The organism is Kangiella sp. M94 (genome assembly GCF_054926195.1).
Genome location: NZ_CM142903.1, coordinates 773,729 through 792,010, shown reverse-complemented (window position 1 = coordinate 792,010; position 18,282 = coordinate 773,729). Strand labels below are relative to the sequence as shown.

The following is an 18,282-nucleotide window of genomic DNA, read 5'->3' as shown; positions in this document are numbered from 1 at the left end:
CCTAAAATACTAGAAAGGGGCCATAAGAGGCCCCTTTGCAAATAATGTAGCGAATTCTACATTTGTGGCGCTGGAATTGAAATAGGCAATGTTGTCTTAAATGTTTGCTCCGGTAAATCTTCAGGCATCGCTGGATATGGTACCGCATCAAACAATGCGCTCATCACCGCATCATCAAGAATTTTCTCTCCAGAACTAGAGACTAGACTACCTCCGACCAGCTCACCAGTTCGATCAACCTCAAGCTGAATAGTGACTTCACCATGAGTACGCCCTTTACGTGGATTAAGCAAAGCCGATTTACCATGACGGCGCATGATTTCCTGAACCGGATACTCGAAAAATGGTACATAATGTGAACGAATAGCAGAGTTATAGCTAGATCTCATAGACTCCAGCTCAGCTTCTGTGGGCCCTGCAGGAACCTCCTCAACAACTGGCTGCTTAACCTCAGGCTCAGGCTGCTTAACTGGCTCCTGAGTCTGTTGCTCTTGCTGTTGACGCTGACGTTCTACCTCAGCTTCAGCCTGACGTGCTCTTTCTTCTTCCTTCTGTTGTTGTTCTAGAGCCCGACGCTCTTCTTCTGCTCGACGCTCTTCCGCTTCACGCTTTAAGCGTTCCTCTTCTTCTTTCGCTGCTTGAGCAGCTTGATCGAATAAGGAGACACGTGAAGGTGCTGGATTAATAGTTGAGTATTTAGCCAACAGATCGGAGTAACTAACAGCTGATTGATTACCTAAAATGGCATCTTTAAACTCAGATGAAGGCGGTCTATCTCCCACCCAGGTATTCAGCATTAACGGGAAAACCTCTTGGCCCACCCGGCTCACCACCGCACCATTAATCTGAATCACAGTACCTTCGCCTGGCACATAATCAATATTAATAGTATCACCAGCTTTTAGGTCCTGACCTAAAGCATCTGCCAAATCACGGACACCTTTAGCATTTTCTAATACCAAAGCGGCTTCATTGTTATTTTTTATACGCTCAATCCAGAAACGCTTTAGACGACGCCCCGGCAATTCATCAGCTAACACCTTGATCTGCATCCTCTTAATCATCGGAGAATTAAGTATTTCAGCAGGGTCATCTGATTTATTGGTTAAATACAAGCCATTCAGAAACCATTCTTGGCGCAATTCGCTGTGAACGGCAATACCATTCAACTGCAAGTTTGCACCTTGAACATTGACCTGCTCAGCAGCCTTTACCGAGCTGCCAACACCCGAAAGTGCAACTAAACATAGTGATAATAAGAATAATGTTACTTTTTTCATGAGCATACAGCCGTAATTCGTGAAAAGTTAATTGGATATATGACGTGCCAATAATGTTAAATTTTATGACACAGTTCATACTGTAAAAGATTAGCAGTTAAATGCAAGCATGACAATAATAAGGGAGTACTGACCTCTACCTGTCGGCATATAACGAAATAACCATTTGATTTATAATAATTTTTTTTTGATGTAGCGCTTATAGTGTAAAACTATGCTACTATTTGAACATAAAAATCTAAAAATAATTTAGATATTTAAGCTGAGGCATTGACCTGACAGATTAAATCAGGCAATTTAATGCCTACTTTTACTGGGTGTACACTAAAAAACTATAAATAATGTCGCAAACTATTTTACTTGTAGAAGATGATGACAAGCTAGCGTCGCTGGTGGCTGAGTTCCTTGAAAGCAATGACTATCAAGTGCAAATTGAAGCCAATGGTACCAAGGCTATTGACCTTATCGTCAATCAACAGCCACGTGCCGTCATCCTTGACGTGATGCTGCCTGGAGCAGACGGTCTGACCGTCTGTCGTACTGTGCGTCCTAATTACAGCGGACCGATTCTTATGCTGACCTCTATGAGCGATGATATTGATGAAGTTGCCGGCCTTGAAACAGGAGCAGATGACTATCTTTCTAAGCCTGTTAAATCTCGCGTTTTATTAGCACATCTTCGCGCACTCCTGAGGCGTGTTGAAGTTTCAGAAGCTATTGAAAATAACGCTGACTTTATTCAGGCTGGGAAGGTTAAAATTAACCCGCAAAATCGCACTGTCATTTCTGACGGTGAAGTTGTTCATCTCACTACTGCTGAATATAACCTGTTATGGTTGTTAGCAGAGCGCTCAGGTGAAGTTGTTAGCAGAGAAGAGCTGCATCGCAAGACCTTCCGCCTTGAATATGATGGCACTGACCGAAGCATCGACCTACGAATCTCACGACTTCGCAAAAAGCTAGGGGATGATCCTAAGTTGCCGTATATGATCAAAACTATTCGTGGCGAAGGCTATCTACTGACCAAATGATTCGCAAAATAATTGCTCCACTGTTGATTTTTGTTGTAGCCAACATATTAGGTGGAACCTTTGTTTATTATGTTTACTTCCCATGGGTTTTTGATATCGGTGAGCAAGAAGTAAGAGAGAGCATCACCTCTGATGCTCGCGAACTCAATTTCAGGTTATCCATCCTCGATTACAACCACTCTCCACAGACTATTGCTCGAGCAGAATACGAACTGGAAGCTAAAATCACTTCTGAAAAACTATCCGACCTGAATTTAGACAAAAACATCAAAGACGAGCTGAAACAAAACCGTTATCTGGTCTATATGGATGGAAAAGATGGACCAATTGGCCTTGTAATCTTGAATGATAACGAGTCAATTCTGGTACTTGGGCCTTATGATGCACCCTATTATTATGTCACTGTAAAAGACTGGTTAGTCTATACTTTTGTGCTTCTTCTTTTGAATGGTTCAATCCTGTACGGACTTTATTACTTTAACCAAAGAAATCTCCGTCCTGCCAGCTTTGCGCTGGACAAAATTCAATTTGATGGACTGGCTCTGGAAAGACAAGACTATGCCGTTCAGGATTTAGCAACTAACATTCCGAAATTAATCGAACATATCAACGATTTGCGCAAAGAGCACCAACAAAGCCTCTACAACCAACGAGACTTAATGCATGCAGTAGCCCATGAATTCCGCGGCCCTATGGCACGTCTAAGTTTTGCCCTTGATCTCTTTAACGATAAGACTTCTGACTCCCGTAAAGAAAAACTAACGGATGATATGCATGATGCTTTAGATGAGCTAGATGCCTTAGTTCGTGAAGTATTGGGTTACTCAAGGTTAAAACATGGTCAACACCCTCTGCAACTGTCTGAATTTAATATCAAAGAACTAACCCAAGATGTGTGTGATAAGGTCAAGACTATCCACAACAATAAGCAATTTGTGATCTATAGCCAACCTAACCAGGGTAGCACACTCTATGCCGACAAGAACTTGATTGAACGGGCGCTGATCAACCTGGTTCGAAACGCAGCACGTTTTTCTATCTCTACCGTACAAATTAATCTGACTGAGTATAACGATACGATTGATATTCAAGTAGAAGATGATGGTCCCGGCATCCCGCCCGGTAAACGCAAAAGAATTTTTGAGCCATTTACACGTCTTGATTTTAGCCGAAACAGAGACTCTGGCGGTGCAGGTTTAGGCTTAGCAATCGCTAAAGGAATTATTTCACGGCATCACGGAAAGATTTGGGCAGAAGATAGTCGCATACTAAACGGCGCCCTATTCACCATTACCATGCCACTAACACAGCTGGATGACACCGAGAGCAAAGACAATCCTCCTCAAGGTGAGCCAAGCTAATTGAAAAATTAATAGATAGTTTTTATCGGACAGGACTTATACTATTTGTAAACTCTAGTCGAAGGTTTAAGACTCAGCTCCTGCCAATCAAAGCCCAGGTCCTGCTCCGCAATTTTTAATTGCTCTATCGGCCAACTCAAAGTTTCTGCCAATAATTCACTAACCAGCTTAGGACAGTTATTTTGCTCGCTTAAATGTGTTGCGATAACCAGTTGTAAAGAGTCACAATCCATCTGCTGCAAAAGCTCTATCGCCTGCCGATTACTCATATGCCCCATTCTGCCAGCCACTCGTTGTTTTAGTCGCTCAGGATAAGGGCCATTCCACAGCATTTCTTCGTCATGATTACATTCCAGTAAAATGCCGTGACATGGCGTAAGCTGCTCAACAATTTTGGGAGTAAAGCAGCCCAGGTCAGTGAGTATAGCAAGTCGCAACTCATCTTGACTAAACAGGAACTGGCATGGCTCACGTGCGTCATGTGGAACTGACAAAGGTGTCACATGCAAGCTCCCCACTGAAAAAGGTTCAAACCCCTCAATCAGATTGAACTCAGGTAAATTACCGCATTTCCCTGATAATAAACTCCCCTTAGTGGCCCATACCGGAATCGAAAAGCGACGGCTTAAAGCACCAACACCACTAATGTGATCCTGATGCTCGTGGGTAACTAAAATTCCATCGATCTGTTGGGGGGCTAGATTCAAACGAGGTAAGCGCTTGAGGACTTCTTTGACAGTGAAGCCACAGTCAACCATGACCGTAACTTCACCATTTGATACTAGTGTTGCATTACCTTTGCTTCCTGATCCGAGCGATGCAACCTTGAGTCGATTACTGTTTTCCACGGCTTTTGAAACTTGCTGCAAACTCCGGATAGACTTTAGTAAGAACATTAGCGTCGAGCAAGTTACCTTCATCATCTTTGAAGGTCATGCTAGCACCAGATGCTGTAGTTTCGATCAAAATTTGATAATCGCCGGGCTCCATATCAACTTTAGGATTAGCTTCATCATCATTCCATAACCATGCCCAGAAACCAGTTTCCGGTTCTTTCACATTAAAGTAATAAATGCCCGCAGATTGGTCACGATCAGAAACGGTAAGATTAAGATCCTCAAGTACTCTCGGTAACTGATCCCAAACCGACATCAAGTCGCGTTCAGTCGTCAATGCAATATTTCCACGCTGATTGGTGCCGAGATTAACGTTGATTGTTCCCTCTTCCAGGATACGCTCGCGAGCTTCTTTAGTGCGTTCTGAATCATAAAATCCTAAAAAGGCATTTAGGAACTGGCTGGCAACAGTCTTGGAAGGTGTCATTGCCACCCATTTTTCGTTGACCAGACGCTGGCTTTGAGTGTTACGTACCTGAACAGCCACTTCATTTGAGTTCTGATCAATAATCTCTAATGTTATACGGTGGCGCTGACCATCTAAATTATAAGAACCAATATAATTTGCCAAGTCAGTTTCATCGTCATCCGTGATCCAGTCTGTACTAATCTGCTTCTCACCGGAGCTTTGTACAGGAACATTTTTTTTCGTCACAAAGCGCGAAACATAGTCCATGAACGGAGCGTCTTGATGACGAACCCATACTGTTGGGTGCAGTTGCTCAGAATCTTCACGCACACCATCACCACCGATTAATAGTAATTGTGGTGGGTCAAGACTTAGTTTTTTGCCTTGGGCATCACGGCTGGTAATAATCACACCTTCCGGAACACGGTAGCGATCATCCACGCTGATATGCTTTGCAGTAGGGGGTACCTGCAACTCAGGGCCTTGCTGACTATCCATGTAGCGGTTATCAATATCTTCAGTGCCATCTTTGGCGGAGAACCAGCTGCATGAAGATACAGTGGCCAAAGAGCTCAAAATTATCAGTGTTTTATATTTATTTAATCTCGACATTCGCTTGTTCCAACGCTTTTAATACTTGTGAATGGTACTGTTCAGCTAACACGGTCAATGGCAATAAAATGGTTTCTTCACACTTGCCCATTTTCGCCAGGGCCCACTTAACAGGGATCGGGTTTGCTTCAAGGAACAAATCCTGGTGTAAGGCTGACAGTTTTTCATTAATAACAGTAGCTTGCTTCCACTGCTCTGACTTGGCTAACTCACACATTTTGCTCATTAGCGCCGGAGCGGCGTTTGCAGTAACAGAAATCACGCCATGACCGCCCTGCTTCATAAACTCTAAAGCTGTAGCATCATCACCGCTTAACAAGGTGATTGGAGTCTTGCACACCCGATTTAGTTCCTCTACTCGGGATAAATCACCTGTTGCTTCTTTGATCGCCACAATATTTTCAATATCTGCGAGGCGAGCAACTGTCTCAGGAAGTAAATCACACGCAGTGCGGCCCGGTACATTGTAGAGGATAATCGGTAGTTTGGTATTCTCTGCAACCGCTTTAAAGTGCTGAAATAATCCTTCTTGACTGGGTTTGCAATAATAAGGTGTAACCACCAAAGCTGCATCTACACCCATCGCTTCCGCTTGTTGTGTTAAAGCAATGGTTTTCCTGGTGCTGATTGAGCCAGTTCCCGCAATGACAGAGACACGCCCAGCCACTTGCTTGACCGTCAATTCAATCGCGGCCTCGTAATCTTTGCTATCAACTGTCGCAGACTCACCTGTAGTACCCATAATGACGATACCATCAGTACCTTCATTAATGTGCCACTCAATAAGCTCCTTCAATGCATTTTCATCAAGAGAGCCATCCGCCTTCAAAGGGCTGATAATCGCTACAATGCTACCTGAAAACATGAATAAATCCTTAAGGCTCGGCCTTGTTTGCGGGCTATGTTAGCCAGCGAGGCCAGTAAAAACAAGCAAAATCACAAAAAAGACAGGATTGCTTGCGACAAAAATTTTTCTGACGTAAAGTGATAATGAAAACGATAAAAAAGACTCAAGAAACAAAACCTAAAGGAGGCTGATTTGAGCCAACCACAGCTTAATAAAAAAGCACCTAGTTTTAAACTCCCCGCCACCGGCGACCAAACTCTTTCACTTACCGATTTCAAAGGCAAAAACCTCATCATCTACTTTTACCCTAAAGACAACACTCCAGGGTGCACCACAGAGGGGCAAAATTTTCGTGACCACTATAAACAGTTTCAGAAGCATAACACTGAAATCCTGGGCATATCTCGTGATAGTGTCAGAACACATGAAAACTTTCGCAAAAAACATGAGTTCCCGTTTGATTTACTGTCCGATGCCGACGAAGAAATGTGTAAAGCCTACGATGTTATCAAGCTGAAGAAACTCTATGGCCGTGAATATATGGGCATTGAGCGCAGTACCTTCTTAATTGATGCGGAAGGTAAACTCAAACAGGAATGGAGGAAGATTAAAGTCAAAGGCCACGTTGAAGAAGTATTAGAAGCCGTTAAAGCACTATAATAAACCACTTGAGAGGTGCCTCATGGTAAAAGAAAACCTGGACGGAAGACGTCTATTCGTATTGGACACGAATGTATTGATGCACGACCCCACTGCTCTGTTCCGCTTTGAAGAGCATGATATTTTAATCCCTATGGTTGTTCTCGAAGAACTCGATGCCGGAAAGAAAGGCGTTTCGGAAGTAGCTCGCAATGTTCGGCAAGTTACCCGCTATCTTGATGACCTGCTCTCCGCTGCTGAAGAAGGCGAAGATCCGATGGTCGAAGGCATTCACATTGGTCTTATCCCACAAATCCAGGATCGCAACAAACACGGCAAAATTTATTTCCAAACTAAAGAACACATCGATAGACTTCCCGACTCACTTCCAAGTAGTAAAGCTGATAACACCATTCTTAACGTAGCGCTGGCGTTGCAAGCTCGTGATGATGATCGCACTGTCACGCTGGTATCCAAAGATATTAACTTGCGCATCAAAGCCAATATCGTTGGTGTGCATGCCGAGGACTACTTCAACGACAAAGTACTGGACGACGTCGAGCAGCTTTATACAGGCTATTATGAACTGCCAGACAATTTCTGGGACACTCATAGCCGCGATATTGACTCATGGCAGGAGGAAGGCAAAACCTATTACCGTATTCAAGGACCTCTTGTGTCCGATTGGTCACTTAATCAATGCCTGTTTCAACCGCAAGACAATTTTGAAGCCATTGTGCGCGCAGTTGAAGAAGAAGATGGTCATCCGACAGCGACCATTGAACTCCTGGCAGATTATCGAAACGACAGCCACAACATCTGGGGAATCACCGCCAGAAATCGCGAACAAAGTTATGCTCTCAATCTCTTGATGGATCCCGAAATAGACTTTGTAACGCTGCAAGGTCCAGCAGGAACCGGTAAAACCCTGTTAGCACTTGCCGCAGCCTTGGAGCAAACCATAGAGCTTAAACGCTATAAAGAAATTATTGTAACTCGGGTAACTGTTTCTGTGGGTGAAGATATTGGTTTCTTACCCGGAACTGAGGAAGAAAAGATGACCCCCTGGATGGGAGCATTAATGGATAACCTTGAGGTACTCTCGCCTTCCGATAATGATGAATGGGGAACGGCCGTAACACATGATTTACTAAGAAAGTGGATCAAGGTCCGCTCATTAAACTTCATGCGCGGCAGAACCTTCCTCAACAAATTTATCATCATTGATGAAGCGCAAAACCTGACTTCAAAACAGATGAAGACCCTCATCACCCGCGCAGGTCCCGGCACTAAAGTTGTCTGTATGGGTAACGTGGCACAAATCGACACACCTTATCTGTCTGAAACAACCTCGGGGATCACCTTCGTCGTCGACCGGTTCAAAAATTGGCCACACTCAGGACACATGACGCTAAAACGTGGCGAACGCTCACGTTTGGCTGATTATGCCTCAGAGCTGTTATAACGACAGACACTCTAAACTAAAAAGCCCCGTTATTTTACGGGGCTTTTTTTATTAAGCATCAGTATCACTTTTCTCGTTAATACACCGGCTGTAACACTTTACAATACAAATTCATAGATGAGATTACATTCTCTTCACCGCCAGTTTTATCAAGATAGATAATCCTTATATTTCATAGGGTTAACACATAACAAAAAGAAACATCTCAGCGCTATTCTTGGTGTTTTCAGCTTCAAATAAACACTCTTTGCTTCTCCTTCCTGAATTGTCCTTTTCCCATGATTGACTTAGCAAAAATCGTGGCGTAAAACTCTTCGCAAACAACTGGCAAAACTGTTGCCGCATCTAATAATAGGAGAAAGGAAGGAATGAAGCCCTTAAAATCAATAACAACTGTGTGGGGAAGTGCCCTGCTGCTGAGCCTGGCGGCTTGTGCCAGCGTACCTGAGAAAGAAAGCTCACCCACAAAAGAAATGAGCGCCTTCCGGGCGGTGCTAGAAAAAACGTACCAAGAGGATGCTCCCGGAGCGACCGTGGTGGTTTCTAAAGATGGTAAAGTCATTTTCTCAGAGGCCTACGGTATGGCTGATCTTGAGATGGGCGTTGCCATGAGCGAAGACCATACTCTACGCCTGGCCTCAGTTACCAAACAATATGCCGCTGCAGCAATACTGTTGCTAGCCGAAGAGGGAAAACTATCACTGGATGATCCATTAACCCGCTTTCTACCGGATTTCCCCGCAGATGATGTCACCATTCATCATTTACTCAATCACACCTCAGGTATTGCCAGCTACACCAGCATTCCCGGTTACTTTACCGATGAGCGCATTCGCCGTGAAGTCAGTACGGAAGAATTGATCGCTGTGTTTGCAGAGATTGAGGACGACTTCGCTCCGGGTGAAAGCTGGCGCTACAACAATTCAGGCTACGTGTTACTTGGCGCGATCATTGAAAAAGTCAGTGGACAAAGCTGGAATGCCTACATAGAAGAAAAACTACTCAAACCTGCTGGCATCGAACACACAGGTTATTATCCCGATGAACAAGTTCTGGCCGGTCGTGCGCGTGGATATCAGATGGCTGACAACAAACCCATCAATGCGCCCTGGCTTAGCATGACCCAGCCTCATGCGGCTGGTGCGCTTTCAGCGACAGCACTGGACGTAGATCGCTGGCAGCGAGCCTTGCATGGCGGCGAGATCATCTCCAAAAAAATGTTGGAGCGGATGTATACGCCGGACGAAGCCGCGAGTGAAGCCGGATACGGTTACGGACTGATGCGCGGAAGCCTTCACGGTCAACTAATGCTTCATCACGGTGGCGGTATTCATGGCTTTAATACGCACGCACTCTGGTTACCGGAAGAAAAGCTATCGGTGGTTGTATTGAGCAACTATGCCGGTCTGGAACCACGCCCAGGTGATGTTGCCCAGCGCCTGGCTGCACTAGCCATAAATAAGCCCTTCCCGATTGAACTTCCGACCGTAAAGCTTTCGGATGAAGCACTCAAAGAAGTGGTCGGTGTCTACCGCATTAACGAGAACACCACTCGCAGCTTGCGTCTGGTAGATGGAGAAATTATCAGTCAACGCGACAGTGGCGCAGAATTCAAAGTACGCCCAGTAGGTGATGATCGCTTCGTCTTCTTAAACTCTCTAAGTTCATTCCAGCTTAAACGTGATGAACAGGGCAAAGTGACCGGACTTGATTTCTTTCAAGGTGGCGAAGCTAATCCAGAATATGCCGAGAAGATCAGCGACACTGTCGAAGTACTCGTAGAAATCGAACTGACTCCAGCGCAGATGGAACGCTTGGTGGGTGATTACCAAATTCAACCCAACTTCATCCTCAGCATCCGTCGCGGTGAAAAGGGCTTAACCGGCCAAGCTACCGGCCAACCAGCCATAGACTTTATCGCCTACAGCGAAAACATGCTACACAACAAACAAATTGGCGCCAAGCTAGAATTTGATTTGGAAGGAGATCAACCGGCCAGTGGTTTAACCTTGCATCAAGGCGGGCAGAAAATGCCGGCGCCTCGAGTAGGTGAGTAAGTTAATAAAGAATAAACGAATTGCTTGTTTATAATTTCCTAACAACATACTGCCGCACAAAAAAAGCCTCGCTTAGTCACGAGGCTTTTTTGTGTGCAATAGTCAAGATTAAAGTCTGTGCGAACATAAAGCTTTACATTAATTAACCAAAATGAGTTGGCTTACTTTGTCCCCACTCACTCCCTTGGCTCGCGTTCATTCTTATTCCTTGCATAATACTATCCGTAGTTACAAACTTGCTGATTTTGTAGTCATATTTCCTCAATAAGGCTAAACACGAGTCAAGCTCTGCATGTTGTGGATTTAGCGGTTTGAGAGAGCGAGTAACTTCCGAAAATAGTCTCTTGCGAAAAAATCGCTTTTGCTCCCCACGGAGTAAGACAATAGTTCCTATCAACCCAATAAGAAATAGACCGATAGCGAATTTAGTAACCCCTTCTTTAACCACATCCGAGAAAGACATTGACTGAATAGCAAAGCCAACAGATATAGGTATTACAAAGGTGGCTAGTAGAGTTAAACCGCTTAGCAGATCAAGCCTTGTTCCCCGGGCATAGCGATCAATTAAACTTTGATTAAAACGAAGAAAGGGATCTCGTAATTGAGAAAATCGTTGGAACGACTTAATGGCCACGATATTGTTTGGTAGAAGCTTGGGGTTAGTCTTTGCAACTAATGAATTAAGTTCTACTTTTCTCTTCTTTTCAAATGCAGGATAGTCCGTTGGTTGTATTTCAAACTCTCCAGAACATTGAGTACACTCCCCGGAAAAGCCTAAAAGACTTCCTCGGCTTAATGAAACAAAAAAGATATGCCCAGCCATGCCAATACGTTTAACTTTCACAGTTCGCACTTCACAACAACGAGGGCAAACTTCAGCGACAAAACCCAGCTTCCGTGCAACCCTTTTGGAACCCCATATCAAAAACATTACTTCCCCCCTACATTTTTCTTATTAAAGAATAATTATAATTACATTAACTTTTTTAACTATAGTTATCGAAAACGCTCATGCCATCGCCCATCGTTTTCAACGTTACAATTTTCTTCAGTATCAAATCTAACGTGCTGCCGAATATCTTTTAACTTTACGTCAATCGACTCCAATTTTTCTTTTATTAAGGAGCGAAGCCCCTCCTTATCTGTCTCCGCTAGCTGCTCGTTCGTATGATAAATACACACTACGGCAAGCGAGCCTGGGAAGCGACTATAGTTTACAAAATGGGTTAACCAGTCAAATCCTCCAAATTTCTCCCGTGCAACACAACAGACCTCAGTCAATGCCTCTCTGAGCATATTATCCATTTTCTTATCTGTCTTTCTCATTATTATTACTATCTGGAGTTTTTATTCTGCGAGCTCATCTCAAGGACTTTATTATCATCAGGATGTTTTTACAAGTTTCGACTTTTCATGAATGAGCTGGCGGAGTGAACTCCCGCTTACGCGGGAGTAACAGATGCACAGCTATTACAAGGCTTCTCTAACTCAATTCTATATTAAGGCTCTTCCGTAGGTTCTGGCGAACCAAGCACTTTTTGTTCACCGAGTTCTTCTTCTTGCTCTTCTTTTTCCAGTTGGATTTTATGGCCTTTTAAGGCTGATAAAACAGCGTTGACGAGTATTGCTAACGGAATGGCAAAGAAGACGCCCCAGAAGCCCCACAAGCCGCCGAACAGGAGAATTGAGCCGATGATGGCTACAGGATGCAGATTGACCGCTTCGGAGAAAATTAACGGCACTAGAAGGTTACCGTCTAAAATCTGAATAATGAGGTATATGACCAGCATGATATAAAAATCATGGGTGAAACCCCATTGGAAAAATGCAATCAGGGCCACGGGGATGGTCACTAATGCCGCACCTATGTATGGAATCAACACCGAAAGTCCCACGCACACGCCCAATAACAAGGCGTAATTGAGTCCCATAATCAGGAATGCGATATAGGAAGTAGTGCCTACGATAACAATTTCCAACACCTTGCCACGAATGTAGTTACCGATTTGTCGATTCACTTCACTCCACACAGACTCAGCCAGATGTCGCTCTTGAGGCAGCCATTGGGTACACCAGCCTATAATGGTATTGCGATCTTTCAGGAAGAAGAAGACTAGTAACGGCACCAAAATGATGTAGACCATCACTGTTGCAATACTCATCAATGATTCCACTGAAGCGCTTAAAATCGCTTCTCCCCAGTTAGCAAGCTCGCTGTTTAAGCTGGAGAATATAGCACTTACCTGTTCTGTACTGACAAAGTTAGGATACTTTTCAGGAAGTTCGAGAATGCTCTCTCGAACCTTGGTCATTATATTCGGTAGCTCAGCGACCAGCTTAACGCCCTGCTTCCAGACCAAAGGTATCAGGCCAAAAAACACAACCAATGCCATACCAATGAAACCTGCAAATACGATAATGACAGACCAGAGTCGGGGCACTCTTTTCTGCTGTAGCGCAGAGACCACCCATTCTAGCAGGTAGGCAAAAACCAGAGCCCACAGGATTGGGGCCAAAATATCGCCAACCGTTAAAATAACGAAGAAGCCCACGATCAACAACATGCTAAGCACAATCGTTGCAGGGCTTGAAAAATTACGTCTAAACCAACGAGTAAAAATGGTTGTCATGGAATATCCAATACAAGGTCAATGATTTAACTGCAAACATGATACACAGTTCAAGATTGAACTTTTACCACACAAGTCCCATCATATACAGTAACTTGCTTATGATTATATTGTGTGACATTTAATTGTTTATGAAAACATCCCGAAAGTTGATACGCCAAAAGGTCTCCTCCCTGCTCGCTTCATTGAGTTTTAGCACAGTCATTGCTCTGTCATCAATGTCCGCATTGGCGGCAACCAATGATCTACCTAAGCTCGGTGACACAGCCGGTTCAACGCTTTCAGTGGATGAAGAGCAGGCCATTGGCGACAGGATCATGAGCCAGATTAGGCGCAGCCAGTTTTTAATGAAAGACCCTCTAATAACCGACTATATTCAACAATTAGGGCATAAGCTAGTCGCAGCCAACCCTGATGCCTTAGGACGTCGTTTTCAGTTCTTCGTGATTCAGGAAGGCTCGATCAATGCCTTTGCGTTGCCGGGCGGATATATCGGAATACATTCAGGGCTGATTACAGCCTCACAAAGTGAAAGCGAGCTTGCTTCGGTGCTCGGACATGAAGTGGCACACGTTACCCAACGACACCTGGCCAGACGCCTGGAAAAACAACAAGACCTTTCCCTTCCAACCGTTTTGGGGCTGATAGCCTCAGTTATTGTAGCGACCCAGGATCCTGAAGCAGGCATGGCCGGTGTTGCAGCGACTCAAGCTGCAGCGCATCAAAGCATTATTACTCACACTCGTGATAACGAAAAAGAAGCCGATAGAATCGGCATCACCATGTTGTCCAGTGCAGGTTTTGATGTGCGAGCTGCCGCTGATTTTTTTGAAACCTTGCAACAGGCCAGCCGCTACTCGTTGAAGCCACCTGAAATTCTATTGACTCACCCTCTTTCCAGAAATCGTATCGCAGCAGCGCGAGAACGTGCCGAGCTATACCCACAAGTCGACCATCAAAACTCTGTTGATTACCAGCTGGTTAAGGCTCGCGTCCGTAGTATCGACCTGATCAATAGTGAGGATAGCTTCCGCTTATTAGAAAAGCGATATAAGGCGAAACAATTGACGTCAATCGAGGACCGCTACCTGTTTGCAGAGTTTTTGAAAGAGCGAGGGAAAACACAAGAAGCACTTTCAGTACTAGAGTCCTTGTATAAAGAATATCCTGATAACCATCTATTGTTGTTTAGTCTAGCTGAAACACACAGAGTCAATAATACTGCTTCAGCCATACTACCCGAGCTCAAGAACCAGCTGGATAAAACCCCCGGTTCGACAAAGCTGATTTTAGCCACCGCACAAATATATCTTGAAAATGATAAAGCCCAAGAAGCAGAAAAGTTACTCTTAAGATATGTAGATGTTAATCGCTACAATCCAAGTTATTTGTATGTTCTAGCCGAAGCTCAGGCAGAAGCTGGACACACACCGGAAATGCACGAAACAACTGGGCAGTATTTGCTATTACTGGGGGATTTAAGAACCGCGAAAAAACACTTCGAGCTAGCGCTCAACAGCACTTCAAAAGACCCTTATGCACAGACTCGCATTCAAGCACGGCTGGAAGAAGTTAATCAAAAGATTCGCGAGATTCTAACCGAAAACTCTCGCCGCTCCCGCTTTGACCATCAATGACTTGGTAAACTTAGGATTATTGAGCAGTGGAGGCTTGTGCAGATTTAATTTTTTCGATTAGCTCAACAATCTTGTGGCGATCGACTTTACCCATTAACGGCCCCATGACTTCTCCTTTCGGTGTCACAATATAACTCGCAGGCAGACTCAGTGGACGCTCCATCGGTAAATAGGGCATAGGTTCTGTTGCCACAACCGGATATTGAATATCCAGCTTTTCAACCAGCTCAATCAATTCCTGATTCGGCAATTTATCGAAACTAACTCCTAGGACATGAATGCTGTCATTCTCCTGTGCCAATAAATTTAACTCAGGAATCTCCTCTAGACAGGGTGGACACCACTCGGCCCAGAAATTCACCACCAGCCAACTTCCTCGGTAATCCGACAAGTTCTTCTGTTCGCCATTAAGCAGCGAAAAATCCTTACTGGTATCGCAAGCGGCGACAAACCCCAGAACAAAGCCAATGTAAATCAAGCGCAAACACAATTGTTTCATAATAATCATTTATAAATCATTGGGTTAGAAAGAATTAATTTGAATAGAATGGTGGAAATGCCACAAACTTTCGGGCATATTATACTGAGTGGACATTATAAATAATAGAACTATAACCAATTAGGCGCTATTAATGACTCAATTAAAGCTCACATATCCCTCCCTGCAGGCTGGCCAGGAATTTATGCTGGATACAGCACCCTCAGCTATTAACGCATGGTTTGAGCGACTGGCTTTTTCAAATATTGATCGAGCAATTGATGAGTTACTTAAAGTGACCAAAACACTCAACCGCTGTCAGCAAAAAATTGCCCATCGTGAGACTAACTTTATAACGCTTAGTAGAGCCTACCTGCAGGTTAGTAAGCACCTGCGAGAGCACAATGACCGCCGCACTATCAAAGTCAGCCATGAACAACTTAAAGCGCTGCATTCGCTAAGCACAGAAATGGCATTTGCCTTTAAACGAATCGTTGATGAATTATCAACCCAGAAGTTTGCACTGAATAAAAAACAAAGATTGGCAAAGGCCATCAATTATTCGCAACATTACCTGGGCATAATGTTAATTGAACATTATCAGCTCCATACACCAGTACCCGCCTATATCTGGCATGAACTTCATATGCTATATGAGTTTGCTGGCGACAACAAATTACATCGCCTGAAAGTCAACAACATTGATGACGCGCTGGAACCCATGGCCAGTATTGAGCAAAGTTATATTCGAAGCTGCTTAATGGCGATTGTTGACCCCTACCATCTTGGTGATAATCTGCATTGGCATTTATTTAAATATTTCGCACACTGGGGCAATAAAGCTGTTTTAGATAAAAACCTACAACACTTTAGCGAGAGTCGTTGCTTTATCATTAATTTAAGTGAAGGTAAGAAGCCTCTCTTTATCCGAAAAGAAACCGAATACGAAGATTCCGGCCATTTGCGATTACTACTGACCAACCAACTACTTGAAGTTGTCGAGCAACAGATGCTTAAGCTTGAAGAAAGCCAGGAAGTCCCTAAACCCGGCTTCTACAAAGCAATCGACACAAAGCTGGCCCTGAAATTATTGCATCGCATCTTTACCTATTGCGACCAGCACTTAAAGAGAAACTCCACCCGTTATCCTATGATGAGCCAAGTGAGCATAGTCTGGGGACCTAACGCAATTCAGAAAATTCTTTCTTCAAAAGGTAAGCTAACCATTGATGAGCATCTAGGTTATCAAATAAAGGAATTGCTAGGTGACGACTACAAGTTGGGCATTAACTGGCAGGCAGTCAATTATAGTGAAGGCGGTATGTGCATTCGTCATAACAAACAGCATGTCGCACAACTATCAGTGGGGAGTATTGCTCTAATCAGAATAGAGCACAATGAAGAAGAATCCCGACGCTGGCAACTTGCGGTTAGTCGCTGGCAAAACATTGACCATGCGCGCGGAACGACTATTGGTGTTGAGTATCTTCGCGGCGAGCCTCAACTAAATTATTATCTGACCAAGACCAAAGATGATGAAATCGTAAAACATCCTATCATCACACTAAAACAAAGCGGCGAATTCCCATCAACCATGATCGCCTCCCGGAGTCTTATTGGCGGACAGAAATTGCTACAGCTAGAAATCGATGGGAAACATTATCCAAGTTACGTTACCCACATTATTGAAAGTAGCTCTCAATTAGCTGTTTTCGGAATTCGTCGAGACTAAGTCCACATCCAGGGCTTTTCCTAACTCCAAGTTTGCCTGCTCTATTGGTGTGCTGAAGCCGTCGTTCTTATCCTCTGACAAAACCTGATTATCATTGGGCAAACGCCAGTTGCCTCGACGATACACCTCTTCAATAGTCAATGAGTGGCCTGTTAGCTTCAAGCAATATTGCTCCCCTTCCAACTTAGCTAAAAAATTAAGCCTTAACAATTGCTCAATGTAGCCACGTAAGGTCTGCTCGTGTAAGTAAATGAATTTACTCTTAAGCTGGTCGAGTGAGAGTGAGCTTTCTTTGTCCTGAGCCCGAATAAAAAACTGCAGGATTTTTAACACAGAAATAAATTCGTGCTCATGCTTCTCGCTTTCCACTTCAAAACGATGAAGCCCAAAGCAAATAATCACGCCCAATAGCAGAATGGACCAGGAAAGGTAAACCCATAGGAAGAAAATTGGGATCGCAGTAATGGCGCCATAAATCAGCTCGTAACTTGAAAACTTGGTGATAAAAATAGCAAAACCATATTTTGCTGTTTCGAACAATATTGCCGTAACTGTTGCGGCAATTAAGGCCTTATAGAAGCTAACTTGAGTATAGGGCACAACCATATATAAAGCTGAAAATGCTAATACAATGAGTATAAAAGGCAAGCCAAAGGTCAATATTCCACTCAAGTCTGAAACAATGGGCAAGGTGGCAAAATAAGACGAAGCCGCTAAGCTGGCAGCAATTAATATCGGCGCCATAGTCAGCATTGCCCAATAAGCCAATATTTTGTGGATTCCTTTACGTTGAGTCGGGGTTTCCCAAAGTGCATTAATAGAACGATCGATCGAACGCATGAGTAACAGCGAAGTTACAATTAAAAACCCAAAACCGATTGCAGAAAGATTTTTAGACTTTGAAACGTACTCATTAAGGTGTTCCTGTACCGCCAATCCTGTTTCTGGCAGCAGATTATCAAAAATTAAGGACTGGACTTGTGCGTTAACGCCCTCAAAGTTAGGAAAAACGGCCATTAAGCTGACAGCAACCGTCATTAATGGCACTAACGCCAACATATTGCTTAGCGTTAGTTCTGCCGCCATGGCGCTGGCCTGCTTTCGATTAAACTGGATAAAAACAAATTTAATAAAGGCTTTTAACCACTTCCATCTTTTTTCCATGCTCATTTATGCCTAAAATAGCCCTACGTCTGAACAAATTACAT

16 protein-coding genes are annotated in these 18,282 nt (G+C 43.8%); 7 read left to right on the top strand and 9 right to left on the bottom strand.

Annotation, left to right across the window (positions count from 1 at the left end; genetic code table 11):
- Positions 1-56: 56 nt before the first annotated feature.
- Complete coding sequence (locus tag ACYTXU_RS03725; RefSeq protein ID WP_462208468.1) at positions 57-1,280, bottom strand: TonB family protein; 1,224 nt, start codon at positions 1,278-1,280, stop codon at positions 57-59.
- A 341-nt stretch (positions 1,281-1,621) separates the two neighbouring features.
- On the opposite strand from ACYTXU_RS03725, the gene ACYTXU_RS03720 reads away from it, so the two are divergent.
- Together ACYTXU_RS03720 and ACYTXU_RS03715 are read left to right on the top strand one after the other, a co-directional pair.
- A complete protein-coding gene (locus tag ACYTXU_RS03720; RefSeq protein ID WP_462208467.1) occupies positions 1,622-2,311 on the top strand; it encodes a response regulator in 690 nt (229 codons plus the stop codon).
- A complete protein-coding gene (locus ACYTXU_RS03715; RefSeq protein ID WP_462208465.1) occupies positions 2,308-3,672 on the top strand; it encodes a sensor histidine kinase in 1,365 nt (454 codons plus the stop codon). The genes ACYTXU_RS03720 and ACYTXU_RS03715 overlap by 4 nt, the downstream gene beginning before the upstream one ends.
- Positions 3,673-3,713: 41 nt before the next feature.
- Here ACYTXU_RS03715 and ACYTXU_RS03710 read toward each other — a convergent pair whose 3' ends face one another.
- From ACYTXU_RS03710 to dapA, 3 genes are read right to left on the bottom strand one after another with little or no spacing between them, the layout of a single operon-like run.
- Positions 3,714-4,520 carry an MBL fold metallo-hydrolase gene (locus tag ACYTXU_RS03710; RefSeq protein ID WP_462208463.1) on the bottom strand — a complete coding sequence of 269 codons (807 nt, stop codon included), beginning with the start codon at positions 4,518-4,520 and terminating at the stop codon, positions 3,714-3,716.
- A complete protein-coding gene (gene bamC / locus ACYTXU_RS03705) occupies positions 4,507-5,589 on the bottom strand; it encodes an outer membrane protein assembly factor BamC (RefSeq protein WP_462208462.1) in 1,083 nt (360 codons plus the stop codon). Before bamC ends, ACYTXU_RS03710 begins: the two co-directional genes overlap by 14 nt.
- Positions 5,573-6,454, bottom strand: coding sequence for a 4-hydroxy-tetrahydrodipicolinate synthase (dapA, locus tag ACYTXU_RS03700; protein ID WP_462208460.1), 882 nt, complete (start codon positions 6,452-6,454; stop codon positions 5,573-5,575). The genes bamC and dapA overlap by 17 nt, the downstream gene beginning before the upstream one ends.
- 174 nt (positions 6,455-6,628) lie before the next feature.
- On the opposite strand from dapA, the gene bcp reads away from it, so the two are divergent.
- From bcp to ACYTXU_RS03685, 3 genes are all read left to right on the top strand, one after another.
- Positions 6,629-7,096 (top strand): thioredoxin-dependent thiol peroxidase, encoded by a 468-nt coding sequence (gene bcp, locus ACYTXU_RS03695; protein WP_462208459.1) that lies wholly within the window; start codon positions 6,629-6,631, stop codon positions 7,094-7,096.
- A 22-nt stretch (positions 7,097-7,118) separates the two neighbouring features.
- Positions 7,119-8,540: a PhoH family protein gene (locus ACYTXU_RS03690; RefSeq protein ID WP_462208458.1), complete on the top strand. Its 1,422-nt coding sequence runs from the start codon at positions 7,119-7,121 to the stop codon at positions 8,538-8,540.
- Positions 8,541-8,908: 368 nt separating this feature from the next.
- On the top strand, positions 8,909-10,597 hold the full coding sequence (locus tag ACYTXU_RS03685; RefSeq protein WP_462208456.1) for a serine hydrolase domain-containing protein: 1,689 nt from the start codon (positions 8,909-8,911) through the stop codon (positions 10,595-10,597).
- 142 nt (positions 10,598-10,739) lie between these two features.
- Here the strand turns inward: ACYTXU_RS03685 and ACYTXU_RS03680 are convergent, their stop codons facing one another.
- The 3 genes from ACYTXU_RS03680 to ACYTXU_RS03670 form a co-directional block, all read right to left on the bottom strand.
- Positions 10,740-11,441, bottom strand: coding sequence for a hypothetical protein (locus tag ACYTXU_RS03680; protein ID WP_462208455.1), 702 nt, complete (start codon positions 11,439-11,441; stop codon positions 10,740-10,742).
- Between the two features lie 152 nt (positions 11,442-11,593).
- Positions 11,594-11,923: a hypothetical protein gene (locus ACYTXU_RS03675; protein ID WP_462208453.1), complete on the bottom strand. Its 330-nt coding sequence runs from the start codon at positions 11,921-11,923 to the stop codon at positions 11,594-11,596.
- Between the two features lie 173 nt (positions 11,924-12,096).
- Positions 12,097-13,227: an AI-2E family transporter gene (locus ACYTXU_RS03670; RefSeq protein WP_462208451.1), complete on the bottom strand. Its 1,131-nt coding sequence runs from the start codon at positions 13,225-13,227 to the stop codon at positions 12,097-12,099.
- A 131-nt stretch (positions 13,228-13,358) separates the two neighbouring features.
- Between ACYTXU_RS03670 and ACYTXU_RS03665 the strand changes: the two genes are divergently transcribed.
- Positions 13,359-14,864 carry a beta-barrel assembly-enhancing protease gene (locus ACYTXU_RS03665; RefSeq protein ID WP_462208450.1) on the top strand — a complete coding sequence of 502 codons (1,506 nt, stop codon included), beginning with the start codon at positions 13,359-13,361 and terminating at the stop codon, positions 14,862-14,864.
- A gap of 16 nt (positions 14,865-14,880) precedes the next feature.
- On the opposite strand, the gene ACYTXU_RS03660 is transcribed toward ACYTXU_RS03665, so the two are convergent.
- Positions 14,881-15,372 carry a TlpA family protein disulfide reductase gene (locus tag ACYTXU_RS03660; protein ID WP_462208448.1) on the bottom strand — a complete coding sequence of 164 codons (492 nt, stop codon included), beginning with the start codon at positions 15,370-15,372 and terminating at the stop codon, positions 14,881-14,883.
- A gap of 124 nt (positions 15,373-15,496) precedes the next feature.
- Between ACYTXU_RS03660 and ACYTXU_RS03655 the strand changes: the two genes are divergently transcribed.
- Positions 15,497-17,074: a hypothetical protein gene (locus tag ACYTXU_RS03655; protein WP_462208446.1), complete on the top strand. Its 1,578-nt coding sequence runs from the start codon at positions 15,497-15,499 to the stop codon at positions 17,072-17,074.
- Here the strand turns inward: ACYTXU_RS03655 and ACYTXU_RS03650 are convergent.
- A complete protein-coding gene (locus ACYTXU_RS03650; protein ID WP_462208445.1) occupies positions 17,045-18,238 on the bottom strand; it encodes a YihY family inner membrane protein in 1,194 nt (397 codons plus the stop codon). The genes ACYTXU_RS03655 and ACYTXU_RS03650 overlap by 30 nt on opposite strands.
- Positions 18,239-18,282: the final 44 nt, after the last annotated feature.